At 65.4% G+C, this 25,849-nt stretch carries 28 protein-coding genes; 22 read left to right on the top strand and 6 right to left on the bottom strand.

Features of this window, described 5'->3' with window-relative positions:
- Positions 1-13 precede the first annotated feature (13 nt).
- Positions 14-1,567: a winged helix-turn-helix domain-containing tetratricopeptide repeat protein gene (locus tag J2R78_RS39000; protein WP_253608950.1), complete on the bottom strand. Its 1,554-nt coding sequence runs from the start codon at positions 1,565-1,567 to the stop codon at positions 14-16.
- A gap of 164 nt (positions 1,568-1,731) precedes the next feature.
- On the opposite strand from J2R78_RS39000, the gene J2R78_RS38995 reads away from it, so the two are divergent.
- The 3 genes from J2R78_RS38995 (at position 1,732) to J2R78_RS38985 (ending at position 3,770) form a co-directional block, all read left to right on the top strand.
- Positions 1,732-2,772 carry an alpha/beta fold hydrolase gene (locus tag J2R78_RS38995; RefSeq protein ID WP_253608949.1) on the top strand — a complete coding sequence of 347 codons (1,041 nt, stop codon included), beginning with the start codon at positions 1,732-1,734 and terminating at the stop codon, positions 2,770-2,772.
- A gap of 20 nt (positions 2,773-2,792) precedes the next feature.
- The gene (locus tag J2R78_RS38990; RefSeq protein ID WP_253608948.1) at positions 2,793-3,302 is read left to right on the top strand and encodes a cytochrome P460 family protein; all 510 of its coding nucleotides are present in this window, start codon (positions 2,793-2,795) and stop codon (positions 3,300-3,302) included.
- 99 nt (positions 3,303-3,401) lie between these two features.
- On the top strand, positions 3,402-3,770 hold the full coding sequence (locus tag J2R78_RS38985) for an ArsC family reductase (RefSeq protein ID WP_085967190.1): 369 nt from the start codon (positions 3,402-3,404) through the stop codon (positions 3,768-3,770).
- Positions 3,771-3,815: 45 nt separating this feature from the next.
- Here J2R78_RS38985 and J2R78_RS38980 read toward each other — a convergent pair whose 3' ends face one another.
- Positions 3,816-4,433, bottom strand: a complete 618-nt coding sequence (locus tag J2R78_RS38980) for a hypothetical protein (RefSeq protein ID WP_253608947.1) — start codon at positions 4,431-4,433, stop codon at positions 3,816-3,818.
- Between the two features lie 3 nt (positions 4,434-4,436).
- Positions 4,437-4,598 (bottom strand): hypothetical protein, encoded by a 162-nt coding sequence (locus J2R78_RS38975; RefSeq protein WP_225159108.1) that lies wholly within the window; start codon positions 4,596-4,598, stop codon positions 4,437-4,439.
- Positions 4,599-4,937: 339 nt separating this feature from the next.
- On the opposite strand from J2R78_RS38975, the gene J2R78_RS38970 reads away from it, so the two are divergent.
- From J2R78_RS38970 to J2R78_RS38940, 7 genes are all read left to right on the top strand, one after another.
- A complete protein-coding gene (locus tag J2R78_RS38970) occupies positions 4,938-5,693 on the top strand; it encodes an ABC transporter ATP-binding protein (RefSeq protein WP_016839877.1) in 756 nt (251 codons plus the stop codon).
- Positions 5,686-6,429 carry an ABC transporter ATP-binding protein gene (locus tag J2R78_RS38965; RefSeq protein ID WP_253608946.1) on the top strand — a complete coding sequence of 248 codons (744 nt, stop codon included), beginning with the start codon at positions 5,686-5,688 and terminating at the stop codon, positions 6,427-6,429. The genes J2R78_RS38970 and J2R78_RS38965 overlap by 8 nt, the downstream gene beginning before the upstream one ends.
- Positions 6,430-6,469: 40 nt before the next feature.
- Complete coding sequence (locus J2R78_RS38960) at positions 6,470-7,699, top strand: ABC transporter substrate-binding protein (RefSeq protein WP_253608945.1); 1,230 nt, start codon at positions 6,470-6,472, stop codon at positions 7,697-7,699.
- Between the two features lie 64 nt (positions 7,700-7,763).
- Complete coding sequence (locus J2R78_RS38955; protein ID WP_016839880.1) at positions 7,764-8,627, top strand: branched-chain amino acid ABC transporter permease; 864 nt, start codon at positions 7,764-7,766, stop codon at positions 8,625-8,627.
- A gap of 1 nt (position 8,628) precedes the next feature.
- Positions 8,629-9,597 (top strand): branched-chain amino acid ABC transporter permease, encoded by a 969-nt coding sequence (locus tag J2R78_RS38950; protein ID WP_057019845.1) that lies wholly within the window; start codon positions 8,629-8,631, stop codon positions 9,595-9,597.
- A 145-nt stretch (positions 9,598-9,742) separates the two neighbouring features.
- Positions 9,743-10,387: a DUF47 domain-containing protein gene (locus tag J2R78_RS38945; RefSeq protein WP_057019846.1), complete on the top strand. Its 645-nt coding sequence runs from the start codon at positions 9,743-9,745 to the stop codon at positions 10,385-10,387.
- Between the two features lie 13 nt (positions 10,388-10,400).
- Positions 10,401-11,405: an inorganic phosphate transporter gene (locus J2R78_RS38940; protein WP_092088304.1), complete on the top strand. Its 1,005-nt coding sequence runs from the start codon at positions 10,401-10,403 to the stop codon at positions 11,403-11,405.
- A 60-nt stretch (positions 11,406-11,465) separates the two neighbouring features.
- Here J2R78_RS38940 and sugE read toward each other — a convergent pair whose 3' ends face one another.
- Complete coding sequence (gene sugE / locus J2R78_RS38935) at positions 11,466-11,780, bottom strand: quaternary ammonium compound efflux SMR transporter SugE (protein WP_016839884.1); 315 nt, start codon at positions 11,778-11,780, stop codon at positions 11,466-11,468.
- 153 nt (positions 11,781-11,933) lie between these two features.
- Between sugE and J2R78_RS38930 the strand changes: the two genes are divergently transcribed.
- Positions 11,934-13,553, top strand: a complete 1,620-nt coding sequence (locus J2R78_RS38930; RefSeq protein WP_028335130.1) for a peptide chain release factor 3 — start codon at positions 11,934-11,936, stop codon at positions 13,551-13,553.
- A gap of 63 nt (positions 13,554-13,616) precedes the next feature.
- Here J2R78_RS38930 and J2R78_RS38925 read toward each other — a convergent pair whose 3' ends face one another.
- Positions 13,617-14,762: an NAD(P)/FAD-dependent oxidoreductase gene (locus J2R78_RS38925; protein ID WP_253608944.1), complete on the bottom strand. Its 1,146-nt coding sequence runs from the start codon at positions 14,760-14,762 to the stop codon at positions 13,617-13,619.
- An 87-nt stretch (positions 14,763-14,849) separates the two neighbouring features.
- Between J2R78_RS38925 and J2R78_RS38920 the strand changes: the two genes are divergently transcribed.
- From J2R78_RS38920 to J2R78_RS38880, 9 genes are all read left to right on the top strand, one after another.
- Entirely contained in the window at positions 14,850-15,536 is a 687-nt protein-coding gene (locus J2R78_RS38920; protein ID WP_253608943.1) for a TetR/AcrR family transcriptional regulator, read from the top strand.
- A 99-nt stretch (positions 15,537-15,635) separates the two neighbouring features.
- On the top strand, positions 15,636-16,247 hold the full coding sequence (locus tag J2R78_RS38915) for a hypothetical protein (protein WP_253608942.1): 612 nt from the start codon (positions 15,636-15,638) through the stop codon (positions 16,245-16,247).
- A gap of 193 nt (positions 16,248-16,440) precedes the next feature.
- Positions 16,441-17,025, top strand: coding sequence for an NnrU family protein (locus tag J2R78_RS38910; RefSeq protein WP_092088328.1), 585 nt, complete (start codon positions 16,441-16,443; stop codon positions 17,023-17,025).
- A 2-nt stretch (positions 17,026-17,027) separates the two neighbouring features.
- Positions 17,028-17,849, top strand: coding sequence for a 3-methyl-2-oxobutanoate hydroxymethyltransferase (panB, locus tag J2R78_RS38905; protein ID WP_018271260.1), 822 nt, complete (start codon positions 17,028-17,030; stop codon positions 17,847-17,849).
- Positions 17,850-17,859: 10 nt separating this feature from the next.
- Entirely contained in the window at positions 17,860-19,458 is a 1,599-nt protein-coding gene (locus J2R78_RS38900; protein WP_253608941.1) for a class I adenylate-forming enzyme family protein, read from the top strand.
- A gap of 365 nt (positions 19,459-19,823) precedes the next feature.
- Entirely contained in the window at positions 19,824-20,480 is a 657-nt protein-coding gene (locus tag J2R78_RS38895) for a tetratricopeptide repeat protein (protein WP_253608940.1), read from the top strand.
- Positions 20,481-20,513: 33 nt separating this feature from the next.
- Complete coding sequence (locus tag J2R78_RS38890) at positions 20,514-21,071, top strand: hypothetical protein (protein WP_253608939.1); 558 nt, start codon at positions 20,514-20,516, stop codon at positions 21,069-21,071.
- A 52-nt stretch (positions 21,072-21,123) separates the two neighbouring features.
- Positions 21,124-22,506, top strand: a complete 1,383-nt coding sequence (gene der / locus J2R78_RS38885) for a ribosome biogenesis GTPase Der (RefSeq protein ID WP_253608938.1) — start codon at positions 21,124-21,126, stop codon at positions 22,504-22,506.
- Positions 22,503-23,750, top strand: coding sequence for an MFS transporter (locus J2R78_RS38880; RefSeq protein WP_057019856.1), 1,248 nt, complete (start codon positions 22,503-22,505; stop codon positions 23,748-23,750). The genes der and J2R78_RS38880 overlap by 4 nt, the downstream gene beginning before the upstream one ends.
- A 33-nt stretch (positions 23,751-23,783) precedes the next feature.
- Here J2R78_RS38880 and J2R78_RS38875 read toward each other — a convergent pair whose 3' ends face one another.
- The gene (locus J2R78_RS38875) at positions 23,784-24,176 is read right to left on the bottom strand and encodes a nuclear transport factor 2 family protein (protein WP_253608937.1); all 393 of its coding nucleotides are present in this window, start codon (positions 24,174-24,176) and stop codon (positions 23,784-23,786) included.
- A gap of 191 nt (positions 24,177-24,367) precedes the next feature.
- Here J2R78_RS38875 and J2R78_RS38870 point away from each other — a divergent pair, with 191 nt between their 5' ends.
- Both J2R78_RS38870 and J2R78_RS38865 read left to right on the top strand, forming a co-directional pair.
- Positions 24,368-24,625 (top strand): hypothetical protein, encoded by a 258-nt coding sequence (locus J2R78_RS38870; RefSeq protein WP_253636038.1) that lies wholly within the window; start codon positions 24,368-24,370, stop codon positions 24,623-24,625.
- Positions 24,626-24,783: 158 nt separating this feature from the next.
- The gene (locus J2R78_RS38865) at positions 24,784-25,458 is read left to right on the top strand and encodes a TetR/AcrR family transcriptional regulator (protein ID WP_253608935.1); all 675 of its coding nucleotides are present in this window, start codon (positions 24,784-24,786) and stop codon (positions 25,456-25,458) included.
- Positions 25,459-25,849: the final 391 nt, after the last annotated feature.

Raw genomic sequence — 25,849 nt, 5'->3', positions numbered from 1 at the left:
CCTCCGAGCGGCGTCAGTCCGGGACGCCGGCCGCCGTGAGGGTTTCACGATAAGTCGCGGACATCGCTTCCACCGGGAACGGGATCCGCGACAGGAAGCCGGAGATCGTGAACTCCGGGTCGACCTTGAGCAGCTCGCGCGCGATCTGGGCCGCGCGTGCGGTGTCGCCGGTCTTCACCAGCGCCACGATCAGGACGCGCAGCGCCACCGCGAAGCGGCGGTTCTGCGCCAGCGCCTTGTCGGCCCACATCACCGCTTCGGCGAAATTCCGGTCGAGCACCGCGCAGATCGCCAGCGCCGCGGCAGCGAACCAGCCGCGCGGGTCGCGCGGGTTCAGCCGTTGCGCGCGCTCGATCATGGCGCGGCCAGCTTTCTGATTGCCGCGCATCGCCTCGATCCAGCCGCCGAGCACGAGCGCCATCGCCGAGTTCGGATTGATCGCAAGCGACCGCTCGAACAGGTCGCGCGCGGGCTCGATCTCGTCGGCCATGTTCCAGATCGCGAACGCCGCCATCCACAACACCTGCGGGTCACCGGGCGCGAGCTCGACCGCGCGCCAGGCCTGCGCCACCGCGCGCTCCCGGTAGGCGTCGTTCGGCTTCAGCCAGCCCTGGACATGGCGCATCGCATGACAATAGGCGGAGGCCGCCAGCGCGGGCGCATAGGCGGGGTCGAGCGCCAGCGCCTGGTCGAGGCAATCGAGCGCGGCTTCCATGCTCTCGGGCGTGAACTCGTAACGCAGGCTGTAGGCGCGCAGCAGCAGGTCGTAGGCGTCGAGCCTGTCCGGCGGCGCCGCCCGCAGCCGCTCGGCTTCCGCGACGAGCAGGGTCGGCTCGATCGCGCCGACCACGTTCTCGGTGATGCGGTCCTGCAGGTCGAACACGTCGGCGGCCGCGCCGTCGAAGCGGTCGGCCCACAGATGCGCGCCGGAGCTGGCGTCGATCAACTGCCCGGTGATGCGCAACCGATCGCCGCCGCGGCGGACGCTGCCTTCGAGCACATAGCCGACGCCGAGATCGCGGCCGACCTGGCGGATGTCGACCGCCTTGCCTTTGTAGGTGAAGGCGGAGTTGCGCGCGATCACCGTGAGGCGGCTGCAACGCGCGAGCGCGGTGGTGATGTCCTCGGCGATGCCGTCGGCGAAATAATCCTGCTCGGGATCGCCGCTCATATTGGTGAAGGGCAGCACCGCGATCGACGGGCCCTCGCTCGGCCGCGGCGGGCTGGCATTGCCTGCAGCCGGACGATCGTGCGCGGTGTCCTCCCTGACATCGCCGACAAAGCGGAGACCCTTGCGGGGCAGGGTGCGGATCAGCCGCTGCTCCTCGCCATTGTCGCCGATCGCCGTCCGCGCCGCATTGACCCGGCTGCTCAGCGTCGCTTCCGAGACGATCCGGCCGTGCCAGACGGCGGCCAGCACCTCGTCGCGGCTGACCACCCGATCGCGGGCGCGGATCAGGAATTCGAGGAGGTCGAAGACCTGCGGCTCGACGGCCACCAGAGCATCGCCACGGCGCAGTTCCCGGCGTTCGGAATCGAGGGTGAAGTCATTGAAGTAGTAGGTCAAATTGGAAGGTCCGGTGGCCGGCAGCTGAATGCGTGGCGGAACCTAGCACAGGCGGCGTGGAGCCAAAATCACGACGGTCTGAAGGACAAATCCACGTCCTCTGAAAGCGGACGGGGTCGGTCTCTGCAATATTCAATTCCGACACCAGACTTAAGGAGATCGCCATGTCGCAGTCCATCAATCAGCAGCGCCGCCGCTTCCTTGGCATCGCCGGCGGGATCCTTGCCGCCTCCAGGCTCGGCTTCATCGGTTCGGCTCAGGCCCAGTCCAAACCGGCGCTGCCTGCGATAAAGGCTGGCGCCCACACCTCGATCGGTCCCGTCAAGCAGATCAATGCCGGCGTGCTTGATACAGGTTATGTCGAGATGGGTCCTGCGTCCGGTCCCGCGGTGATCCTGCTGCACGGCTGGCCCTACGACATCCACAGCTATGCCGACGTCGCGCCGGCGCTGGCCGAGGCCGGCTACCGCGTGATCGTGCCGCATCTGCGCGGCTATGGCACCACGCGCTTCCTCTCGGGCGATACCAAGCGCAGCGGCCAGCCGGTCGCGGTCGCCGCCGACATCATCGCGCTGATGGACGTCCTGAAGATCGAAAAGGCCGTGCTCGGCGGCTACGACTGGGGTGCGCGCACCGCCAACATCATGGCGGTGCTCTGGCCCGAGCGCTGCAAGGCGATGGTCTCGGTCAGCGGCTATCTGATCGGCAGCCAGGCGGCCGGCAAGATGCCGCTGCCGCCGAAGGCCGAGCTGCAATGGTGGTACCAGTTCTACTTCGCGACCGAGCGCGGCCGCGAGGGCTATGCCAAGAACCGGCACGACTTCAACAAGCTGATCTGGCAGCTTGCCTCGCCGCAGTGGAAGTTCGACGACGCCACCTACGACCGCAGCGCAGCCGCGTTCGAGAACCCCGATCACGTCGAGATCGTGATCCACAATTACCGCTGGCGGTTAGGTCTCGCGGAGGGCGAGGCGAAGTACGATGCCTTCGAGAAGACGCTGGCGCAGGCGCCTGCCATCGCGATCCCGACCATCACGATGGAGGGCGATGCCAACGGCGCGCCGCATCCGGAGCCCGCGGCCTATGCCAAGAAGTTCTCCGGCCATTACGAGCATCGGCTCCTGACCGGCGGCATCGGCCACAATCTGCCGCAGGAAGCGCCGCAGGCCTTCGTCCAGGCCATCATCGACGTCAGCAAGGTCTGAGACGGAGCGGATCGAGGATCATGAGACAGGTTTTGAAATGGGCAGCTGCCGCGATCGCGGCAGCCTGCATCAGCGCGTCATTGCCGTTTGCCGTCGGACATGCCGATGACGCCGCACTGGCATCGCCGATCTTCGGCGTGAAAATCCCCGACGGCTATCGCGACTGGAAGCTGATCGCGGTCGGCGAGGAGACCAGGCTCGACGAACTGCGCAGCGTGCTCGGCAACGCCACCGCCGTGAAGGCCTATCAGGACGGCGCCGCGCGTTTCCCCGACGGCACCGTGCTGGTCAAGCTGGCCTGGAAGCGCAAGCCGGTTGCAGGCCTCAACGGCGCCTTCATCACGGGGCCGGCGACCACGGTCCAGGTCATGGTCAAGGACGCGGCCAAATATGCATCGACCGGCGGCTGGGGCTTTGGCCGCTTCATCGACGGCAAGCCGGTCGATGCCGCCCAGCACGAGACGTGTTTTGCCTGCCACGAGGCGCACGCCAGCGATCACGATTTCGTCTTCACGTGCTACGCGCACTGAACGCCGGCAATATCGGTGTGGAGACCTGATGGCTCCGATCTGGCGCCGGGATTGCCGCGAGGCTAATTTCCCCGCCGCAATCGCATGCGGGGAACGGCTTTGACCATCACCATCTACGGCATCAAGAACTGCGACACCATGAAGAAGGCGCGGGCCTGGCTCGACGATCACGGCGTCGCCTACGACTTCCACGACTACAAGACCGCCGGGATCGCCAAGGACAAGCTCAAGCAGTGGAGCGACGAGGTCGGCTGGGAGACGCTGCTCAATCGCGCCGGCACGACCTTCAAGAAGCTGCCCGATGCCGACAAGGAAGGGTTGAACGAGCGCAAGGCGCTGGCGCTGATGGCCGAGCAACCCTCGATGATCAAGCGTCCGGTGCTCGATCTCGGGGGCAAGCGCGTGGTCGGCTTCAAGCCGGACATCTACGCCAAGGAAGTGCCGGCGAAGGCGCGCAAGAAGGGCTAAGGCGCTTCCAGCGATGTCGTGACCGCTTCGCGTGACGCGACGCGTCTAGATCAGCTCGACCGAATCCTGGCTTGCCGGACGATCTGCCGGCACGAACCTGCGGTCGATCACCGCCCGCTCCGTGACCACCGGGGCCGACTTCGCCTTCACGCCCATCAGGTTGTGCAGCCGGAAGCGGCCGTCGATGCTGATCGCCTTGTAGGAGCCGATGATGTGCTCGACGCTGTCGCCGCGTCCGAACGGCAGCAGCAGCCGCTCATAGGACACGTCCTTGCCGTCGGCGTCCGTGACCTCCGCAACCGTATAGGTCGGACGCTTGCGCGCGAGGCAAGCACGATAGGACAGGATCACGCCGGCATAGCGCTCGGGTCCGATCGCATCGTCAAGAAAGCGGTTGGTGCGCAGCGGCGGCTCGATGTGCTCGTTGCCATAGGCCGTCGTCAGCCTCGCGCCTTCCTGCGTAATCAGGAAACGTGCCGCCTCGCCACTGCCGACCACGTCAAAGCCCATCATGTCGGCGCGCTCGTCGGCGGTGCCCTCGGTGTGGAAGTCGCACAGCAGGGGAAGCGCGTCCGGCATGCGCAGCGCGCGCAGCCAGGCGTTCAGCAGCACACGCTGCGTGATCGATTTGACCACCGATGGATCGGCACTTCTGAATTGCATCGGCTAGCCGAATTCAGGCACATCCCCGGACGGGATGCGGCCAGGGACAAGTTCATCGATCTGCGGGATGGTTTGGCTGCGGGCATAAAGTCGCAGCCACGTGCCGAGGAAATCACGTTGCGGGATCGATTTGACGACTGAAGGATTGGCGCGCTCGAAATGCAAGGCTCTAGCCGTTCATCATGCAATGGCCGGAGCTTCGGCGAGAGGCGCAAATATTCTATGAAAGCGGGAGTCCGGAGCAAAACACCGTTAACGACCGCTTTCCCGAGGCGCAAAGCGCGCCGAAATGCCATTCGACTAAGGATCAACCGGAACCGGTCACGCGGATGCCGCAGTGCACAGCTTTCCACCTTGCGTAACCGCCGCAGATGACGGCATATTCCGGCCCGGAGGCGACGGGCCCCGGACGGTTTCCAAGACGGATCGGACGCCTGTCGGACACGAAAAAAGCTGGCCACGCGGGCGAGGGGCTTCGCAGCGATGGCGTATGGGGGAATCTATTTGGCCGATGAGTTCATCCTCGAAACCAGCGGATTGACCAAGGAATTCGCGGGTTTCTTCGCCGTTCGCGACGTCGCGTTGAAAGTGCGTCGGGGCAGTATCCATGCGTTGATCGGGCCGAACGGCGCCGGCAAGACGACCTGTTTCAATCTGCTGACCAAATTCCTGAAGCCGTCGGCAGGCCAGATTCGCTACAAGGGCCACGACATCACCGCGATGCCGCCGGCCGACGTGGCGCGCCTCGGGCTGGTCCGCTCGTTTCAGATTTCGGCGGTATTTCCGCATTTGACGGCGCTCGAGAACGTTCGCGTGGCGCTGCAGCGGCAGCACGGTTCGTCGTTCGATTTCTGGCGTTCGAAAAGCGTGCTCGACCGCTTCAATCCGCGCGCCCACGAGCTGCTGAACGACGTCGGCTTGAGCGAATTCGCCAATACGCCGGCGGTCGAGATGCCGTACGGCCGCAAGCGCGCACTTGAAATTGCAACGACGCTCGCGCTCGACCCCGAGATGATGCTGCTCGACGAGCCGATGGCCGGCATGGGCCACGAGGACATCGACAAGATCGCGGCGCTGATCAAGCGGATCTCCGCGAAATACACCATCCTGATGGTCGAACATAACCTCTCGGTGGTGGCCAACCTCTCCGACATCATCACCGTGCTGACGCGCGGGCAGGTGCTGGCGGAGGGCAACTACGCCGACCTCTCCAAGGACGAGCGCGTGAAGGAAGCCTATCTGGGAGCGGGTCATGGCTGAGGCAAAACTGGCGGAGAAGCCCGTCGCTGCGGCCGGCACCGACGTGCTGACGGTCAAGGATCTGCAGGCCTGGTACGGCGAATCCCACATCCTTCACGGCATCAATTTCAACGTGAAGGCCGGCGAGGTGGTGACGCTGCTCGGCCGCAACGGCGCCGGCAAGACCACCACGTTGAAGTCGGTGATGGGCGTCATCAACAAGCGCTCCGGCTCGATCCGCTTCGACAATCAGGAAATCATCCGCGCTACCTCGGACAAGATCGCGCGGCTCGGCATCGCATTCTGTCCCGAGGAGCGCGGCATTTTCGCCAGCCTCGACGTGCGCGAGAACCTGCTGCTGCCGCCGGTGGTGCGGCCGGGCGGCCTGCCGCTCGACCAGATCTTCACGCTGTTTCCCAACCTGAAGGAGCGCCTCACCAGCCAGGGCACCAAGCTCTCGGGCGGCGAGCAGCAGATGCTGGCGATTGCGCGCATCCTGCGCACCGGCGCGCGCTTCCTGATGCTGGACGAGCCGACCGAAGGGTTGGCGCCGGTCATCATCCAGCAGATCGGGCACACCATTGCGCGCCTGAAGTCGCAGGGCTTCACGATCCTGTTGGTCGAACAGAATTTCCGTTTCGCCTCGACCGTTGCGGACCGCTACTACATTGTCGAGCACGGCAAGGTGATCGACGGCTTCGCGAATTCCGAGCTGTCGGCCAACATGGACAAGCTCCATACCTATCTCGGCGTCTGATATCGCCAGAACCAGAAAATTTAGGACGAGGGAATACGACATGAAGAACAAGATTTCGGCGCTCCTGCTCGGCACCGCGATGGTGCTGTCCGCCGCAAGCGTCGCCTCCGCCCAGGAAAAGCTCGACAAGACGGTCAAGATCGGCGCGCTGTCGGATCAGTCCGGCCTCTACGCCGATCTCGCCGGCCCCGGCTCGACGCTGGCGGCGCAGATGGCGATCGAGGACTCCGGCCTCAAGGCCAAGGGCTGGACCATCGACCTGATCTCCGGCGATCACCAGAACAAGCCCGATATCGGCACCACCATCGCCCGCCAGTGGTTCGACGTCGACAAGGTCGACACCATCGTCGACGTGCCGAATTCCGGCGTCGCGCTCGCGGTCAACAACGTCGTGAAGGAAAAGAACGGCGTCTACATCAATTCGGGCGCCGCCACTTCGGATCTCACCAACGCGCAGTGCTCGCCGAATACCGTGCACTGGACCTACGACACCTACATGCTCGCCCACGCCACCGGCCAGGCGCTGGTGAAGGCGGGCGGGGACACCTGGTTCTTCCTCACCGCGGATTACGCGTTCGGCGCCGCGCTCGAGCGCGACACCACGTCCGTCGTCACCGCCAATGGCGGCAAGGTGGTCGGCGGCGTCAAGCATCCGCTCAACACCGCCGACTTCTCCTCCTTCCTGCTGCAGGCGCAGGCCTCCAAGGCCAAGATCATCGGTCTCGCCAATGCCGGCGGCGACACCACCAACTCGATCAAGCAGGCGGCCGAGTTCGGCATCGTCAAGGGCGGCCAGAAGCTCGCGGCGCTGCTGCTGTTCCTCACCGACGTCAAGGCGATCGGGCTCGAGACCGCGCAGGGCCTCAACTTCACCGAGACGTTCTACTGGGACCTCAACGACAAGACCCGCGCCTTCTCCAAGCGCTTCTCGGAGCGGATGAAGAACAGCGCGCCGCCGACCATGGTGCAGGCCGGCGTCTATGCGGGCCTCATGCATTACTTCAAGGCGCTGGAAGCGCTCGGCGGCAATCCGCATGACGGCGCCAAGGTGGTCGCGAAGATGAAGACGATCCCGACCGACGATCCGTTGTTCGGCAAGGGCGAGGTCGAGGCCAACGGCCGCGTCACCCACGACGCCTACCTGTTCGAAGTGAAGAAGCCCTCGGAGTCCAAGGGACCGTGGGACTTCTACAAGCTGGTCGGCACCGTGCCGGGCAACCAGGCCTTCACGCCGCTCGACAAGAGCACCTGCGCGCTTCTGAAGAAGTGACGATCATGCCCGCCGGCCATGCGCGTGGCCGGCGGGCTTCATCTATCTAGCGAAAGCTCATTCGATGCAGGCTCTCTACGCACAGCTTCTGGTGGGACTGATCAACGGCTCGTTCTACGCGCTGCTCAGTCTGGGGCTCGCCGTCATCTTCGGCATGCTCAACATCATCAATTTCGCGCATGGCGCGCTCTACATGATGGGCGCCTTCGTGGCGTATTTCCTGCTCAACCTGGGCGGCATCAATTACTGGTGGGCGCTGATCATCGCACCCGTCGTGGTCGGCATCTTCGGCATGATCCTCGAGCGGACCATGCTGCAATGGCTGACCGGCCTCGATCATCTCTACGGATTGCTGCTGACCTTCGGCATCGCGCTGATCGTGCAGGGCGTGTTCCAGAACTATTTCGGCTCCTCGGGCCTGCCTTACTCGATCCCCGATCAGCTCAAGGGCGGCGTCAATCTCGGCTTCATGTTCCTGCCGATCTATCGTGGCTGGGTCGTCATCTTCTCGCTCGTGGTGTGCCTTGCGACCTGGTTCCTGATCGAGAAGACGCAGCTCGGCGCCTACCTGCGCGCCGCGACCGAGAACCCGACGCTGGTGCGCGCGTTCGGCATCAACGTGCCGCGCATGATCACGCTGACCTACGGGCTCGGCGTCGGTCTTGCCGCGCTTGCCGGCGTGCTGTCGGCGCCGATCAACCAGGTCCGTCCGCTGATGGGCGCCGATCTCATCATTGTGGTGTTCGCGGTGGTCGTGATCGGCGGCATGGGCTCGATCATGGGCTCGATCATCACCGGATTCGCGCTCGGCGTGATCGAGGGACTGACCAAGTATTTTTATCCCGAGGCCTCCAACACCGTGGTGTTTGTCCTGATGGTGGTGGTGTTGCTGGTGAAGCCAACGGGACTGACGGGACGGGCGGCTTGATATGTCAGCATTGACCGACGATACACTTCCGATCACGCCGCGCGCGATGCGCGACGAGATGATCGTATTCGCCGCGATGGCGCTGCTGCTGGCGATCGTGCCGTGGACGGGGATCTATCCGTTCTTCGTCATGCAGGCGCTGTGCTTCGCGCTGCTCGCCTGCGCCTTCAACCTCCTGATCGGCTATGGCGGCCTGCTGTCGTTCGGCCACGCGATGTTCCTCGGCACCGCCGGCTACGTCTCGGCCCACGCGCTGAAGGTGTGGGGGCTGACGCCGGAGCTCGGCATCCTGGTCGGCACCGCGGCCGCGGCCTTGCTCGGCCTGGTCACCGGCTACATCTCGATCAAGCGGCAGGGCATCTATTTCTCGATGATCACGCTGGCGCTGTCGCAGCTGCTTTACTTCCTCTATTTGCAGGCGCCGTTCACCCATGGTGAAGACGGCATCCAGGGCATTCCGCAAGGCCACCTGCTCGGCATCTTCGATCTCTCGAAGCCGCTGGTGCTTTACTATGTCGTGCTGGTCGGCTTCCTCGCCGGGTTCCTGCTGATCTACCGCACCATCAACTCGCCGTTCGGCGAGGTGCTGAAGTCGATCCGCGAAAACGAGCCGCGGGCGATTTCGCTTGGCTACAAGACCGACCAGTACAAGCTGCTCGCCTTCATCCTGTCGGGCACGCTGGCGGGCTTTGCCGGCTCGCTGAAGGTGTTCGTGGCGCAGAATGCCTCGCTCACCGACGTGCACTGGTCGATGTCCGGTGAAATCGTGCTGATGACGCTGGTCGGCGGTCTCGGCACCATCTTCGGCCCGGTGGTCGGCGCCTTCGTGATCATCGCCATGCAGCAATATCTCGCCGGTTTCGGCCAGTGGGTGACGGTGATCCAGGGCGTGATCTTCGTGGCCTGCGTGCTGCTGTTCCGGCGTGGCCTGGTCGGTGAGCTGGCCCATTTGTTGCGGCGGTCGCTGTAGGGCAGGTCCCGGCGACTTTCGGCCGACATAGCGGTGGACGACCGCCCGCTCGGGCGGTCGATCCCGATGCTTTCCCCGCCAGATGCTCTATGACAGTTCTGTGACAGTCGCTAAAAGGGCTGTCCCGGAATGATGGAACTGAGACATGCTGCGCTGGTTTCGCGCCTTCCTGCCCAAGGAAGAGCGGTTTTTCGACCTGTTCGCCCGACACGCCCGGACCTCCGTGCAATGCGCATTGGCGTTGCAGGACATGCTGAAGGGCGGGGAGGAGACTCCGGTCTTTTGCCAGCGCGTCAATCAGTTCGAGAACGACGCCGATAGCGTCACCCGCGAGGTCCTGACCGCGGTTCGCCGCACCTTCATCACCCCGTTCGATCGTGGCGATATCAAGAACCTGATCACCTCGATGGACGACGCGGTCGACCAGATGCAGGCGACCGCAAAGGCGGTCATGCTGTTCGAGGTGCGCGAGTTCGAGCCGCCGATGCGCGAGATGGGCGGCCTGATCGTCGAATGCGCCAATCTGGTCGGCCGCGCGCTGCCCCTGTTGCAGTCGATCGGCCACAACGTCTCGATGCTGACCCAGATCACCGAGGAACTGACCAAGCTCGAGGGCCGGGTCGACGATCTCCAGGATATCGGGCTCAAGGAGCTGTTCCTGAAGCACCGCGACGCCAACACGATGGACTACATCGTCGGCGCGGAGATCTACGACCATCTCGAGAAAGTGGCCGACCGTTTCGACGACGTCGCCAACGAGATCAACTCGATCGTGATCGAGCAAGTGTAGAGCGGGGCATCACGTGGACGCCACGCTGGGTCTTCCAATTCTGACCATCCTGATCGCGGTCGCGCTGCTGTTCGACTTCCTGAACGGCCTGCACGACGCCGCGAACTCGATTGCGACCATCGTCTCGACCCGCGTGCTGCGGCCGCAATATGCGGTGTTCTGGGCGGCGTTCTTCAACTTCGTCGCGTTCCTGGTGTTCGGCCTGCACGTTGCCAACACGATCGGCACCGGGATCATCGAGCCGTCGGTGGTGGATGCGACCGTGATCTTCGCAGCATTGGTCGGCGCGATCGTCTGGAACGTGATCACCTGGGCGCTGGGCATTCCGTCGTCGAGCTCGCACGCGCTGATCGGCGGCCTGGTCGGCGCCGGCATGGCGAAGGCGGGGATTTCGGCGGCGGTGTGGAGCGGGCTCTCCAAGACCTTGCTCGCGATCGTGCTGTCGCCGCTGGTCGGCTTCCTGCTGGCGCTGGTGCTGGTCGCGATCGTGTCCTGGCTCTCGGTGCGCTCGACGCCGTTCGCGGTCGATCGCGCATTCCGCATCCTGCAATTCGCCTCGGCGTCGCTCTATTCGCTCGGCCATGGCGGCAACGACGCGCAAAAGACCATGGGCATCATCGCCGTGCTGCTGTATTCGCAGGGCCATCTCGGCGACACCTTCGAAATTCCGTTCTGGGTGGTGCTGGCCTGCCAGGGCGCAATGGCGCTGGGTACCCTGATGGGGGGCTGGCGGATCGTCCGCACCATGGGGCTGCGGATCACCAAGCTGACGCCGATGCAGGGTTTCTGCGCCGAAACCGGCGGCGCCGTGACGCTGTTCATGGCGACCTATCTCGGGGTTCCCGTATCGACCACGCACACCATCACGGGCGCCATCGTCGGCGTCGGCGCCGCACGGCGGCTTTCCGCCGTGCGCTGGAATGTGGCGAGCTCGATCGTCTACGCCTGGGTGATCACGATCCCGGCGTCGGCCGCGGTCGCAGCCGCGAGCTATTGGGCGGTGCAGATTCTGAAGTAGCGTTTTCGAGCGAAGTGGAAGCCGGTTCGCGTTAAGAAAACGCGTCCCAAAAAGGAGTAATCAGCCGACCAGCTTCAGCCCGACGATGCCGGCAACGATCAGTCCGATGCTGGCAAGCCGCATCGCGGTCGCGGGTTCGCCGAGCAGGATGATGCCGAGCGCCGCGGTGCCGACCGCGCCGATCCCGGTCCAGACCGCATAGGCGGTTCCAATCGGCAGCGTCTTGAGCGCGAGGCCGAGCAGGATGACGCTGCCGGCCATCGCCGCCAGCGTCAGCACCGACGGCACCAGCCGCGAGAAACCTTCGGTATATTTCAGCCCGATCGCCCAGCCGATCTCGAGCAGGCCAGCGGTGAACAGAATGGTCCAAGCCATCACGAACCCTCCAGATAAGGCAGGGTCGTCCCCGCGAACGGTATGGTGAGGAGAAGGTCGTCCTTCCGGTGCCTATATGGGGATGGTGCGGGCGTTCCGCATTGCGACAAAACGCCCTTGATTGCGCCCGTTTTCCCTGCCAAATGCCCCGCCATGTCCGACATTTCAGTTTCAGCCGAATCGCCGTCCCGCTCGCCGCTTTCTGAGGAAGTGGCGCGACGGCGCACCTTTGCGATCATCTCGCACCCGGACGCCGGCAAGACCACGCTGACGGAAAAGCTGCTGCTGTTCGGCGGCGCCATCAACCTTGCGGGCCAGGTCAAGGCCAAGGGCGAGCGGCGCAACACGCGCTCGGACTGGATGAAGATCGAGCGCGAGCGCGGCATCTCGGTCGTCACCTCGGTGATGACCTTCGAGTTCAACGACCTCGTGTTCAACCTCTTGGACACGCCGGGCCACGAGGACTTTTCGGAAGATACCTATCGCACGCTGACCGCGGTCGATTCCGCGGTGATGGTGATCGACGCGGCGAAAGGCATCGAGGCGCGCACCCGAAAGCTGTTCGAGGTGTGCCGGCTGCGCGACATTCCGATCATCACCTTCATTAACAAGATGGACCGCGAGAGCCGCGACACGTTCGAGCTTCTGGACGAGATCGAGAAGACGCTGGCGCTCGACACGACGCCGATGACCTGGCCGGTCGGCCGTGGCCGCGACTTCCTCGGCACCTATGACGTCGTCAATGGCGGCGTGCGGCTGCTCGAGGGCGGCGGCGCCAAGACCGGCGCCACCGAGCAGATCGACATCGCCGATCTCGGCAAGCGCAATCCCAATCTCGACGTCGCCGAAGTCAAGGACGAGCTCGCGCTGGCCTCGGAAGCCTGCAAGCCGTTCGAGCTCGCTGCGTTCCGCGAGGGCCACCTGACGCCGGTCTATTTCGGCAGCGCGCTGCGCAATTTCGGCGTCGGCGATCTGCTGGAAGGCCTCGGCAAGTTCGCGCCAGCGCCGCGCGCGCAGGACTCGGATTTGCGCAAGGTCGAGGCATCGGAGCCGCGCATGAGCGCGTTCGTGTTCAAGATCCAGGCCAACATGGATCCGAACCACCGCGACCGCATCGCCTTCGCCCGGCTGTGCTCGGGCAAGCTCAGCCGCGGCATGAAGGCCAAGCTGGTGCGCACCGGCAAGAACATGAGCCTGTCGAGCCCGCAGTTCTTTTTCGCGCAGGACCGCTCGGTCGCCGACGAGGCCTTTGCCGGCGACGTCGTCGGCATTCCGAACCACGGCACGCTCAGGATCGGCGACACCCTGACCGAGGGCGAGGATCTGACCTTCGTCGGCGTGCCGAGCTTCGCGCCGGAAATCGTCCGCCGCGTCCGGCTGACCGATGCGATGAAGGCGAAGAAGCTGAAGGAAGCCTTGCAGCAGATGTCGGAGGAGGGCGTCGTGCAGGTGTTCCGCCCGCGCGACGGCGCGCCGGCGCTGGTCGGCGTGGTCGGCCCGCTGCAGCTCGACGTGCTGAAGGCGCGGCTCGACGCGGAATATTCGCTGCCGGTCGAGTTCGAGATCAGCGAATTTTCGCTGGCGCGCTGGATCTCGTCCGACGACCGCAAGCAGCTCGACGCCTTCATCTCCGCCAACAATTCCGGCATCGCCGACGACGTCGACGGCGATCCCGTGTTCATGGCCAAGAACGAGTTCTATCTCGGCTACACCCGCGAGCGCGCCGAGGGCATCACCTTCTCCAACGTCAAGGACGTGAAGAAGAAGGCGTAGTGGCGCTCGCTCCGGTGTCGTCCCCCGGGAAGGCGCGGGACCCGGTACGCCGCGGCTTCTCCGTTACTCGCTACGGTTCTCGGCGGGGAGGTGACTGCCGAAAAAGTCGATCAGGCTGTGCGGCGCGTTAGCGCCGTAGCACAACTCGAGGAGCTCCTCCGCATCAGCCGCTTCGGACGCGCTGCGGGGAAACAGGTCCTCTTCATAGGCGGCGAGCGCGGCCTCGACGTCACCTGGGTTGGCAGCGATCGCCGCGCCGAGTTCGGCACCGTCGTACATTGCGAGATTGGCGCCTTCGCCCGATGGAACCATCAGATGCGCGGCATCGCCGAGCAGCGTGACGCCGGGCACGCGGTCCCATTGATGTGCGACCGGAAGCGCATGGATGAGGCGCAGCACCGGCGCCGTCTCGCCATCGGTGATCAGCGCGGTCAGCGCCCGGGCCCAGCCATCGAATTCCTCGGCGACGCGGGCGAGGGCGCTCGCAGGGTTGGAGAAGTCGAGGTTGGCAAACCATTCCTCACGCTTGGTCAGCGCCACATAGGTGTGCAGCACGCCGTTCGGCTCACGATGCGCGGCGATGCCCTTTCCCGGCGCCAGCGCGAACATGGCGCCGCCGCCAACCGCTTCCGCGCTCGCTCGGTGACGGACATCGGCGTCGAACAGATATGTCTCGATGAACGAAGTGCCGACATAGGTCGGCTTGTCTGCGGAGAGAAGCGATCGCACGCGCGACCAGGCACCGTCGGCCCCGACCAGAAGGTCGGTCGTCACCGTCGCGCCGTCGGCAAAGCTCAATAGGTGCCTTCCACCGCCGAGCGGAGTGGCCGCGGTGACCTTAGATCCCCAATGCACCGTGCCCTCGGGCAGCGAGTTGAGCAGGATCCGACGTAGCTCGCCTCGGGGTACCTCGGGGCGCCCGCCCGTGCCGTCATCTGGATGATGCAGCAGGACATTGCCTTGGGTATCGAGCGCGCGGGTTTCCTGGCCGCCGGGGTGGATCAGCTCGCGGAACTCCTCAAAGAGGCCTGCGGCCTTCAGCGCGCGTTGGCCGTTGTGCTCATGGATATCGAGCATGCCGCCCTGCGTTCGTGCCTCTGCGGAGGCTTCCGCTTCGTAGACGATCGCTGCGATCCCGTGGACGTGGAGGACGCGGGCAAGCGTCAGGCCGCTGAGGCCGGCACCGACGATCGTGACGGGAGATTTCATGCGGAGTCCTTCCGGCGCGGAGACTGAGAGTTATGGAACGTCGTTCCATATACTTGGAATGCCGTTCCAGACGTGTCAAGATGCGGCATGGTCAAGAAGGCGCGCAGCAGCCAGCGACGCGAGGACTCGCTCTCGCGGGATCGCATCATCGAGGCTTCGATCGAACTCCTGGACGAAAGCGGCGAGGACGGTCTGACGTTCCGCGCCCTGTCCGAACGGCTCGCGACCGGTCCCGGCGCGATCTACTGGCATATCGCCAACAAGAGTGATCTGCTGGTCGCCGCCTGCGACGCCATTGTCGCGCGCATGGTGGATGCGCACGCGATCAGCGGATCGCCGAAGGCCACCATTCGCGCCCTTGCGCTCGGCATGTTCGACGCAATGGAGGCGCATGCGTGGGTCGGGACAGCGCTGATCCGTGCCGCCGGGCAGTTGCCGACCGTGCGCGTTCTGGAGTGCATCGGCCAGCAGGTTCGCGCGCTTGGCGTGGCTGCCGACACGCAGTGGACGATCGTCTCGGTCCTGCTGAACTACATCCTTGGCGTCGGTGGCCAGAACGCAGCCAACGCGCAGTTCGCGCGGACGCATGGCCTGGACCGATCGAGCTTCCTGGATGCGGTGGCGACCGACTGGTCCGCGCTCGACGCAAGCGACTACCCGTTTGCACGCAGCGTGGCCGGCGCGATGCGGGACCACGACGACCGTGTCGACTATCTCGCCGGCATCGATCTCATCCTCGCCGGTATCAAGGGGACACGAACCGGCCGAACCTAGGTTTTAGTATTGACAAGCGCGAGGAATTGAACGCCGCCCCGCTTGATGCGGTCCGGCCGCGGACCCATTTTCTCCGGAGTGCAATCCGGGTCCGCCTGCATGCTCCGACGCGTCGCCATCTGCCTCGCTTTTGCCGTGCCGGCCTTTGCGCTCGCGAGCGCGGCCTCTGCGCAGCAGCGGCAACAAACCAACCCGGCGCCCTTCGCACACACGCCTTGCAGCGTGCTCGACGAAGGGCCTTGCATCCCGTCCTATTGCAGCGTGTTCAACCACGGGCCATGCCTGCCCGAGATGGATTATCCGTACGGCGAAAATCTCCAGCTCACGATCCTGACCGTGCCACCGCAGGATCAGGCCGAGAAGTACCGCAAGCCGGATCATGATCTCAATACCATCGGCGATCTGTTCGCCGCGCTGCGCGCCTGCTGGGCGCCGCCACCGCCGGACGACGCGCGCGCGGGCATGCAGATGTCGGTGCGATTCAGCTTCAAACGATCGGGCGAGATGATCGGCGCGCCGCGCCTGACGTTTTCGACGCGGGGCATCCCGGCCGACACCCGCACCACCTACCTCAATGCGATCAACGCCTCGCTGGGTGCCTGCCTGCCGCTGAAATTCACCGGCGGATTGGGCGGCGCGCTGGCCGGCCGGCCGATCATGATCCGCTATGTCGACAACCGGGAGCTGGCCAAATCGGCCAACAAGCCGTGAGATACGTCATTCCGGGGCGCGCTGGAAGCGCGAACCCGGAATCCCGGGATTGGCTTGCGCGCCCGGCAACCTCGAGATTCCGGGTCCGGCCCTGCGGGCCATCCCGGAATGACGGAGTCGTGGCGTGACGCATTGCCACCCGCCCGGCGAAGGTGATACGCGAAGGCATTAATTCGATCAGGGGAGGAACATCGTGGGACTGCTCGTCATGATCCTGGGTCTCGTGCTGTTCCTCGGCGTCCATGTGCTGTCAAGCCTGCGCGAAATGCGCGCCGGCCTGATCAAGGCGATGGGCGAGGGCGGCTACAAGATCGCCTATTCGCTCGCCTCCGCGGCCGGGCTCGTGCTGATCATCTGGGGCTTTGCGCATTATCGCGCGAGCGGATGGATCGACGTCTGGACCCCGCCGACAGCGTTCAAGCACATCACGGTGGCGCTGATGCTGCCCGCCGTCATCCTCGTCGTCGCCTCCTATATCCGCGGCCGCATCTACACCACGCTGAAGCATCCGATGCTCGCCGGCGTGAAGCTGTGGGCGTTCGCGCATCTGCTCGCCAACGGCGACCTCGGCTCGATCATCCTGTTCGGCTCGTTTCTCGGCTGGGCGGTCTATGACCGCATCTCGCTGAAGCGCCGCACGGATGCCGGCGCGCCGCCGATTCCGGTGGGCGGCCCAACCAACGACCTGATCGCGATCGCGGTCGGTGTCATCGTCTATCTGGCGCTGGCGTTTGCGTTCCACCCGGTCGTGATCGGCGTGCCTGTCATGGGAGCCTGACTATGTCTGTTCAATCCGCCATCAAACGCAAGACCGCGCCCGATCTGCGCGCCCGCAAGAACGGCGAGCCGATCGTGATGCTGACGTCCTATCACGCGCACACCGCGGCGCTGGTCGACCGTCATTGCGACGCCATCCTGGTCGGCGATTCCCTCGGCAACGTCATGCACGGCTTCGAGACCACGGTGCCGGTCACGCTCGACATGATGATCCTGCAGGGCCGCGCGGTGATGCGCGGCTCGCAAGCTGCGCTCGTGGTCGTCGACATGCCGTTCGGCTCCTATGAGGGTTCGAAGGAGCAGGCGTTTCAATCCGCGGTGCGGATCATGAAGGAGACGCTGTGCGGCGCGGTCAAGCTCGAGGGCGGCGCGCGGATGGCGGAGACGGTGGCGTTCCTGTCCGAGCGCGGCATTCCGGTGATGGGCCATATCGGTCTGACGCCGCAGTCGATCAACACGCTTGGCTCGTTCCGCGCGCAGGGCCGCGAGGAGGAGAACTGGGCACCGATCGAGAACGACGCCAGGGCGATCGCGGAAGCCGGCGCCTTCTCGATCGTGGTCGAGGCGGTCGCCGAGCCGCTGGCGCGCAAGATCACGCAGTCGATCGCGGTGCCGACCATAGGCATCGGCGCCAGCGCGGCCTGCGACGGCCAGGTGCTGGTGCTGGAGGACATGCTCGGCCTGTCGCCGCGGGCGCCGAAATTCGTGCGCCGCTACGGCAATCTCGGGCCGATGATCGAGGAGGCGATCGCGGGCTATGCGCGCGATGTGAAGAGCCGCGCCTTCCCGGGGCCGGAGCACGTCTACGGCATGAAGAAGAGCTGACGGGGCGCGCATGGACTGGTCGCAGCACGCAATTCCACCGATGCGGCTTGAGCCGCGGTTCGGCGACCGCGTCGTGCCGGCTTTCCCGGAGCGGCCCGGCAGCCTGTGGGGGATGATCGCGGACGCCGTTGCGCAGAACGGCGACGGCGAGGCGCTGGTCTGTGGCGCGATGCGCCTGAGCTGGCGCGAGGTCGCGGAGAAATCGGCCAAGGTCGCGGCGGGCTTTGCAAGACTCGGCCTTGCGCCCGGCGACCGCGTCGCGATCCTGCTCGGCAACCGCATCGAATTCGTGCTGACGATGTTCGCCGCCGCGCATGCCGGGTTGGTCACGGTGCTGCTCTCGACGCGCCAGCAGAAGCCCGAGATCGCCTATGTGCTGAACGATTGCGGCGCGACGCTTCTGGTCCATGAGGCCACGCTCGCCGACCGCATCCCTGATGCGGCCGATGTTCCCGGCCTCAAGCATCGCATCTCGGTCAGCGACGACGGCGCGTCGCAATTCGCCGGTCTCGTCGACAACGTTGCGGCCCAGGCGCCGGCACAGGTGAGGGAAGAGGACACCGCGATGATCCTCTACACATCGGGCACCACGGGCCGGCCCAAGGGCGCCATGCTCGCCCATTGCAACATCATCCACTCCTCGATGGTGTTCGTGTCGTGCTTGAATCTGACCAAGTCGGATCGCTCGATCGCCGCGGTGCCGCTCGCGCATGTCACCGGCGCGGTCGCCAACATCACCACCATGGCACGCTGCGCCGGCGCGCTGATCATCATGCCGGAGTTCAAGGCCTCGGAATATCTGAAGGTCGCGGCGCGCGAGCGCGTCAGCTACACGGTGATGGTGCCGGCGATGTATAATCTCTGCCTGATGCAGCCGGATTTCGACAGCTACGATCTGTCGAGCTGGCGGATCGGCGGCTTCGGCGGCGCGCCGATGCCGGTCGCAACCATCGAAAAGCTCGACGCCAAGATTCCCGGGCTGAAGCTTGCGAATTGCTACGGCGCGACCGAGACCACGTCGCCCTCGACGCTGATGCCGGGCGAACTGACCGCCGCCCATATCGACAGCGTCGGCCTGCCGTGCCCCGGTGCCGAGATCATCGTGATGGGCGCTGACGGGCGCGAACTGCCGCGCGGCGAGATCGGCGAGCTCTGGATCCGCAGCGCCTCGGTCATCAAGGGCTACTGGAACAATCCGAAGGCGACCGTGGAGAGTTTCACCGCCGGCTTCTGGCATTCCGGCGATCTCGGTTCGATCGACGCGGCAAACTTCGTCCGCGTGTTCGATCGCCAGAAGGACATGATCAACCGCGGCGGCCTGAAGATCTATTCCGCCGAGGTCGAGTCTGTCCTGGCCGGCCATCCCGCCGTGGTCGAGAGCGCGATCATCGCCAAGCCGTGCCCGGTGCTCGGCGAGCGCGTGCACGCCGTGATCGTGACCCGCACCGACGTGAACGCGGAGAGCCTGCGCGCCTGGTGCGCCGAGCGGCTCTCCGACTACAAGGTGCCGGAGACCATGGCGCTGACATCAGAGCCGCTGCCGCGCAACGCCAATGGCAAGGTGATCAAGCGCCAGATCAGGGAGAGCCTGTCCGCGGTAGACGCGTAGCGCGGCGTGGACGTACCATCCGCGAATTCGGTCGACCTCTCCCGCTTGCGGGGGTCGAGACGAGCGAAGCTCGCTCTTAGGTCGGCGCGCGCAGCGCGGCGGGAGGGGCTCTCGCGCCAATGGGGTTTTCTCTGTTCGATCCGACTCGCGGCGATAACCCCACCCCAACCCTCGCCCGCAAGCGGGAGAGGGAGGCCACGCAGTCCCGTTGCGGCCCGCTGCAAACGTCCCCCGTTAACGCTTTGATCCGCCTCGCTTTGCCTTGCCTCCGCCACACCATTAGGGTAACGCCGCCGCGATGTGGGGATCGGGTAGGGCTGGGCCCCACCGATAGCAGCGGTCCCGAGGGGGTGGGATAGCCTTAAGTGTCTGAATTATTTGACGAAGTCGACGAGGAAGTCCGTCGCGATCAGCTCAAGAAGCTGTGGGACAAGTACTCGCTCTTTATCATCGCCCTGGCGATCCTGATCGTTGCGGGCGTCGGTGGCTGGCGCGGCTACCAGTATCTCGAGGCCAAGAAGGCCGCCGAGGCCGGTGCGGCGTTCGACCGCGCCGTCGAACTGTCCGATCAGAACAAGCACGCCGAGGCCGAGGCTGCGTTCGCCGCTCTCATCACCAAGGCACCGTCCGGCTACCGCACCCTGGCGCGGCTGCGCATGGCTGCCGAGGTCGCGACCCGCGATCAGCCGGCTGCCGCGAAGCTCTATGACGAGATCGCAGCCGACCGCAGCGTCGGCGGTCCCGAGCAGGACCTGGCGCGGATCCGCGCCGCGCAGCTCGTGATGGAAACCACCACCTATCCGAACATGCTGCAACGGCTCGAGGCCACGGCAACGGCGAAGGACTCGACGTTCCGTCACTCCGCCCGCGAGCTGCTGGCGCTGTCGGCCTGGCGCGCCAACGATGCCACCGCCGCGCGGCAGTGGCTCGACCAGATTGCCAATGACGGCGAGACGCCGCCGAGCCTGCGCTCGCGTGCCGAAGCGCTGCAGGCCTTGTTGCCGCCGGTCGCGAAAAGCTGACTTGGCGCGAAACCCGAGTTTGAGAGATCGACCATGCGCCGCTCGCAACGCCTGATCGCAGCCGCAGTTCTGACCGCGCTTTGCAGCGTGCTGGCGGGGTGCGGCGGTGGCGGCATGTCCAATTTCGATCCGAGCGACCTGCTCGACTTCCTCGATTCCAAGAAGAAGCTGCAGGGCGACCGCAAGCCGGTCTTCCCCGAAGGCGTGCCCGGCCTGGAGCAAGGCGTGCCGAAGGAATTGTACAAGGGCTCGCAGCAGGAACAGCTCGATCAGCAGAACGCCGCGGCAGCCGCCGCTGCCCAGCCGGCCCCGCCGCCGGAGCCGCCGAAGGGCGCCAAGAAGCACGCCAAGGGTAGCGCAGCGCCGGCCGCGGATCAGACGGCTGCTCCCGATGCCGCAGCCGAGGAGGGCGCGCCCGCCGCGCTGCCGCCGGAGCCGAAGCCGAAGAAGATCGTCCGCCGCCGCACCACCGCGCCGCCCGCCGACGACCAGCAGGCACAGCCCGCGGCGCCGGCCCAGCAGACCCAGACCACGCAACAATCCGGCGGCGCCTTCCCCGCACCGCTACCGAGCGGCGGATTTAGCCGCTAGGCTCCTGCTTCAATTCATTGACGCGCGCCGCAACGCGGCGCCTGGATGATCCATGTCTTTCACCATCGCCATTATCGGCCGGCCCAATGTCGGAAAGTCGACGCTGTTCAACCGGCTGGTCGGCCAGAAGCTCGCGCTGGTCGACGACGAGCCCGGCGTGACGCGTGACCGTCGCGAGGGCCAGGCCAGGCTCTACGACCTCGACTTCACCATCATCGACACCGCAGGTCTGGACGAAGGCGCCAAGGGTTCGCTGACGGCGCGGATGCAGGAGCAGACCGAAACCGCGATCGAGCTCGCCGACGCCCTGATGTTCGTGATCGACGCCCGCGTCGGCTTGACGCCGACCGACCGTGCCTTCGCCGACTTCGCGCGAAAGGCCAACAAGCCGGTGGTGCTGGTCGCCAACAAGGCCGAGGGCAAGCATGGCGAGATCGGCGCGATGGAATCCTACGCGCTCGGGCTCGGCGATCCCGTCCAGATCTCGGCCGAGCATGGCGAGGGCATGGGCGACCTCCACGAGGCGCTGAGCGCGCTGGTGCCGGAGACGCCGGAGGAAGACGACGACGTCGAGGACGATGAGGACATCTCGGAGGAGGAGGCCGCGCAGCGCCCGATCCGCGTCGCCATCGTCGGCCGGCCGAATGCCGGCAAGTCGACGCTGATCAACCATCTGCTCGGCGAGGAGCGGCTGCTGACCAGCCCCGAGGCCGGCACCACGCGCGATTCCATCGCGGTCGAGATCACCTGGCAGGGCCGCCAGTTCCGGGTGTTCGACACCGCCGGCCTGCGCCGCCGCTCGCGGATCGAGGAGAAGCTGGAAAAGCTCTCGGTCGCCGACGCGTTGCGCGCGGTGCGTTTTGCCGAAGTCGTCGTGATGATGATGGACGCGCAGAACAAGTTCGAGGAGCAGGACCTGCGCATCGCCGACCTGATCGAGCGCGAAGGCCGCGCCATCGTGCTCGCGGTCAACAAATGGGACCTGGTCGAGCGCAAGCCCAACCAGATCTCGCAACTGCGCACCGATGCCGACCACTGGCTGCCGCAGGTCAAGGGCGCGCCGATCGTGGCCGTCTCCGGCCTGATGGGCGAGGGCATCGACCGCCTGATGACGGCGATCCAGGAGGCCTACGCGGTCTGGAACCGGCGCTTGCCGACCTCGGCGCTCAATCGCTGGTTCGAGCAGGCGATCCAGGCCAACCCGCCGCCGGCGGTCTCGGGCCGCAGGCTGAAGCTGAACTACATCACGCAAGTGAAAGCGCGCCCGCCGAGCTTCGTGCTGTTCTGCTCGCGCGCCGATGCGATCCCGCGATCCTATCTGCGCTACCTCATCAACTCGCTGCGCGAGACGTTCGATCTGCCGGGCACGCCGATCCGGATCACGCTGCGCGAGAAGGCCAATCCGTTCGCCCACAAGCGCAAACGGCCGTCGTGAGCGAAAGGTCGGAGGGTGACACGGTTGCTGTAGCGCAACCGCGCAGCGGCGCGGTGATCTTCATCTTCATCACCCTTCTGCTCGACATGCTCGCGCTCGGGATCATCATCCCGATCCTGCCCAAGCTGATCGAAGGCTTCGTCAACAACGACACCGCAAATGCGGCGCGCATCTTCGGCGTGTTCGGCTCGATCTGGGCCTTGATGCAGTTCGTCTGCTCGCCGATCCTCGGCGCGCTGTCCGATCGCTTCGGCCGCCGGCCGGTGGTGCTGCTGTCGAATTTCGGTCTCGCCGCCGACTATGTGCTGATGGCGCTGGCGCCGAACCTGATCTGGCTGTTCATCGGGCGGGCGATCTCGGGCATCACCTCGTCGAGCATCTCGACCGTGTTCGCCTATATCGCCGACGTCACCGCGCCGGAGCAGCGCGCCGCGATGTTCGGCAAGATCGGCGTTGCCTTCGGCGCCGGCTTCATCCTCGGACCGGCGCTCGGCGGGCTGCTCGGCGAGATCGACCCGCGGCTGCCGTTCTGGGCGGCGGCGGGTTTGAGCTTCGTCAACGGGCTGTATGGCCTGTTCATCCTGCCGGAATCGCTGCCCGTGGAGCGGCGCGCGCCGTTCAAATGGAAGAGCGCCAATCCGATCGGCGCGCTGCATTTCCTGCGCTCGAACCGGACGCTCGCCGGCCTGTCGCTGGCGACGTTCTTCGGCCAGCTCGCGCATGTCGTGCTGCCTTCGGTGTTCGTGCTCTACGCCACCTATCGCTATGGCTGGGACACCGGCACCGTCGGCGCGACGCTGGCGCTGGTCGGCCTCTGCGGCATGATCGTGCAGGGCGCGGCGATCGGCCCGATCGTGCAGCGCCTCGGCGAGCGTAACGCGCTGTTCCTCGGCCTCGTCTGCGGCGCCCTGGGCTTCGTGATCTTCGGCGCCGCGCCGACCGGCCAGCTGTTCTGGATCGGCATTCCCGTGATGGCGCTGTGGGGCCTCTCGGGCGCTGCCACGCAGGCGCTGACGACGCAGCTCGTCGCCGCCGACCAGCAGGGCCAGTTGCAGGGCGCGACTTCAAGCGTGCAGAGCATGTCGGAATTGATCGGCCCGTTCCTGTTCACGCTGACGTTTGCGTATTTCATCGGCGATACCGTGCCGGTGAAGATGCCCGGCGCGCCGTTCTATCTGGCCGGCGCGCTGCTGCTGCTCGCGCTCGCCATCGCCTGGCGCACGACGGCGGCAAAGAGAGCGTAGGGCGGGCCGCCGACGGATCCACCACGAGACGCTCTATTCCGTCGCCGGCACCGAATGGTGCTCGTGCGTGACGCGCCACTCGCCGTCGACCTTGCGCAATCCGATCGTCAGCCTGAACTGGAACGTGGCATCAGGTGGCCCGCACCGCATCACCGCGACCGCGAAGGCCACATCATCGCCGGCCGTGATCGCGATCTCCTTGACATCGAAGGCGTAGGATGGGCGGTGATACCTGAAGAACAAGTCCCACGTCTTCCGGTATTCATCCAATCCGCGTGACTGCAATGGCGGCGGAACGTCGAACATCACGATGTCCTGATCGTGATGGGCGAAGATGCCGGGATAGTCGCGTCGGCGGACGGCGTCCGTCCAGGCGTCGATGAGCGCCCTGATTTCGGTTTCCGCTTTCTGTTTCTGCTGTGTCATCGCTCGCGTGCTCCGAATGCTGGCTGATGCTTCGAGGACGAATGCGAGCGCGCCGATCCGACACGATGATGTGTCCGGCCGCACCGGGCGGATTGCGTCATATTGTCCATTTACAAACCATCCGGTTGGTTTATATATGATGCCGGATGACGACGCGTCTCGCTCCGGGGCGCGCTGCCAGGAGCAGCATGGTGACCGACGAGGCCGTTGATATCTGCGATGAATTGACCCGCTTCAGCGCCGCGCAGGCGGCGCTGCTGACGTCGCGCGGCCTTGTCTACCTGACCGACCTGAAACTCGATGGCGGCAGGCACGGGACGATTGTCGCCGCCAGTTATGCCGAGGCGCAGGCCATCGCCCGCGCTCGCGGTCGAGGGGAACGGGTCGTCGGCCGAATGGCCTACGGCTTCCTTCATGGCCTGCTGCAGAAGGTTCGCTTGTGCGCGTGAGCGATCGGATAGGTCGATGACCGATTCCCGAGATTGACGCGTCTTCCGAGGGCGACACCGCCATTCCGGGGACGCCGTTCGCGCTGCCTCGCAGCGCTTGAGATTGACCGAAGCCGCTGAGATACTGTGATCTCAAGCGACTCCTTCCTGAGTACACCATGGATAATCCTTCCCGTTCGGAACGCTCCCGCAACGCCGCACTCGACGCCGCGATCACCATCGTGACGCGCGATGGTCCGGGGCGCCTGACGCTGGACGCGATTGCGCGCGAGAGCGGTCTCAGCAAGGGCGGCGTGATGCATCAGTTCCGCACCAAGGAAGCGGTGCTGCGCGCGTTGCTCGAGCAGCAGATGGCGCATTTCGAGGAATTCTCGAACCGCTACATCGAAAAGGTACGCGGGACCACGGACCAGCCCGAACTGTCGGCGCAGATCGCGACGCTGCGGGAGGCGATCTCAACGCCGCGGGCAGGGGCGTTCGCACTGCTGGCGGCGATGAACGAGAACCCCGAATTGATGGCGATGCCGCGCGATGTCGACATCAAGAAGGTCGCGCTGATGAAGGCCGAGGCCAGCGATCCCGATCTCGCGCTGCTGCGCTGGGCGGCGGCGCGGGGGCTGCTGCTGAGTTCGTTGTTCGGCATGTTGTCGCTGACCGAGGCGGAGCGCGATCGCCTGTTCGAGCGCTTGCTCGACGACAGCAAGTGGACCGCGATGGAGCAGGGCGCGTCGGAAGCAGTAAAGCCAGCCAAGGCGACGGCGGCGCGCACGGCATCTTCGCCTTCGGCCGGTGCGCGCTCGGAAAAGCCCGCATCGGTTCGCAAGCGCCGCTGAATTCCGGCGCTGCCGAAAGCACAACGCCGCCCAAGCGGAATATGGATCGCTTGGCGGCGTTGGATCGGCACCGGGCCCCTGAAATCCCCCGGCGATTTCTGCCGTACCACACGAGATGTCGCGGGTTTGTGACAACGCGCGGCCGCCATTCGCGAAGTCGCCTCGCCAGCTAGCTAACACGACATTTCGACACCGCATTTTTCTGACGCGTTTCCTGCGATTGCAACTTTACAAACCAACTGGTCGGTTTTATAGTTGATCGCACTGAGGCAAGGTCTGGCGGCGCCCCGCGACGGCGAGCCAGGTCGGCAGTGACGGCCGCAGCCGTACTTTTTAGCCCCGGACGCGGCTGCGGCCGAGCTGCTCTTCCGCTTTAGGGTCGGATGAGGAG

It is taken from the genome of Bradyrhizobium sp. USDA 4538 (assembly GCF_024171045.1).
Taxonomy (GTDB): domain Bacteria; phylum Pseudomonadota; class Alphaproteobacteria; order Rhizobiales; family Xanthobacteraceae; genus Bradyrhizobium; species Bradyrhizobium australafricanum.
This window is presented reverse-complemented; position numbering and strand designations above follow the sequence as displayed.

Bases quoted from the DNA above. Each gene is read 5' to 3' on its own strand.
- J2R78_RS38995 (WP_253608949.1), top strand. From the start codon at position 1,732: ATGTCGCAGTCCATCAATCAGCAGCGCCGCCGCTTCCTTGGCATCGCC.
- J2R78_RS38990 (WP_253608948.1), top strand. From the start codon at position 2,793: ATGAGACAGGTTTTGAAATGGGCAGCTGCCGCGATCGCGGCAGCCTGC.
- J2R78_RS38980 (WP_253608947.1), bottom strand. From the start codon at position 4,433: ATGCAATTCAGAAGTGCCGATCCATCGGTGGTCAAATCGATCACGCAG.
- J2R78_RS38965 (WP_253608946.1), top strand. From the start codon at position 5,686: ATGGCTGAGGCAAAACTGGCGGAGAAGCCCGTCGCTGCGGCCGGCACC.
- J2R78_RS38960 (WP_253608945.1), top strand. From the start codon at position 6,470: ATGAAGAACAAGATTTCGGCGCTCCTGCTCGGCACCGCGATGGTGCTG.
- J2R78_RS38955 (WP_016839880.1), top strand. From the start codon at position 7,764: ATGCAGGCTCTCTACGCACAGCTTCTGGTGGGACTGATCAACGGCTCG.
- J2R78_RS38950 (WP_057019845.1), top strand. From the start codon at position 8,629: ATGTCAGCATTGACCGACGATACACTTCCGATCACGCCGCGCGCGATG.
- J2R78_RS38945 (WP_057019846.1), top strand. From the start codon at position 9,743: ATGCTGCGCTGGTTTCGCGCCTTCCTGCCCAAGGAAGAGCGGTTTTTC.
- sugE (WP_016839884.1), bottom strand. From the start codon at position 11,780: ATGGCTTGGACCATTCTGTTCACCGCTGGCCTGCTCGAGATCGGCTGG.
- J2R78_RS38930 (WP_028335130.1), top strand. From the start codon at position 11,934: ATGTCCGACATTTCAGTTTCAGCCGAATCGCCGTCCCGCTCGCCGCTT.
- J2R78_RS38925 (WP_253608944.1), bottom strand. From the start codon at position 14,762: ATGAAATCTCCCGTCACGATCGTCGGTGCCGGCCTCAGCGGCCTGACG.
- J2R78_RS38920 (WP_253608943.1), top strand. From the start codon at position 14,850: ATGGTCAAGAAGGCGCGCAGCAGCCAGCGACGCGAGGACTCGCTCTCG.
- J2R78_RS38915 (WP_253608942.1), top strand. From the start codon at position 15,636: ATGCTCCGACGCGTCGCCATCTGCCTCGCTTTTGCCGTGCCGGCCTTT.
- panB (WP_018271260.1), top strand. From the start codon at position 17,028: ATGTCTGTTCAATCCGCCATCAAACGCAAGACCGCGCCCGATCTGCGC.
- J2R78_RS38900 (WP_253608941.1), top strand. From the start codon at position 17,860: ATGGACTGGTCGCAGCACGCAATTCCACCGATGCGGCTTGAGCCGCGG.
- J2R78_RS38890 (WP_253608939.1), top strand. From the start codon at position 20,514: ATGCGCCGCTCGCAACGCCTGATCGCAGCCGCAGTTCTGACCGCGCTT.
- der (WP_253608938.1), top strand. From the start codon at position 21,124: ATGTCTTTCACCATCGCCATTATCGGCCGGCCCAATGTCGGAAAGTCG.
- J2R78_RS38875 (WP_253608937.1), bottom strand. From the start codon at position 24,176: ATGACACAGCAGAAACAGAAAGCGGAAACCGAAATCAGGGCGCTCATC.
- J2R78_RS38865 (WP_253608935.1), top strand. From the start codon at position 24,784: ATGGATAATCCTTCCCGTTCGGAACGCTCCCGCAACGCCGCACTCGAC.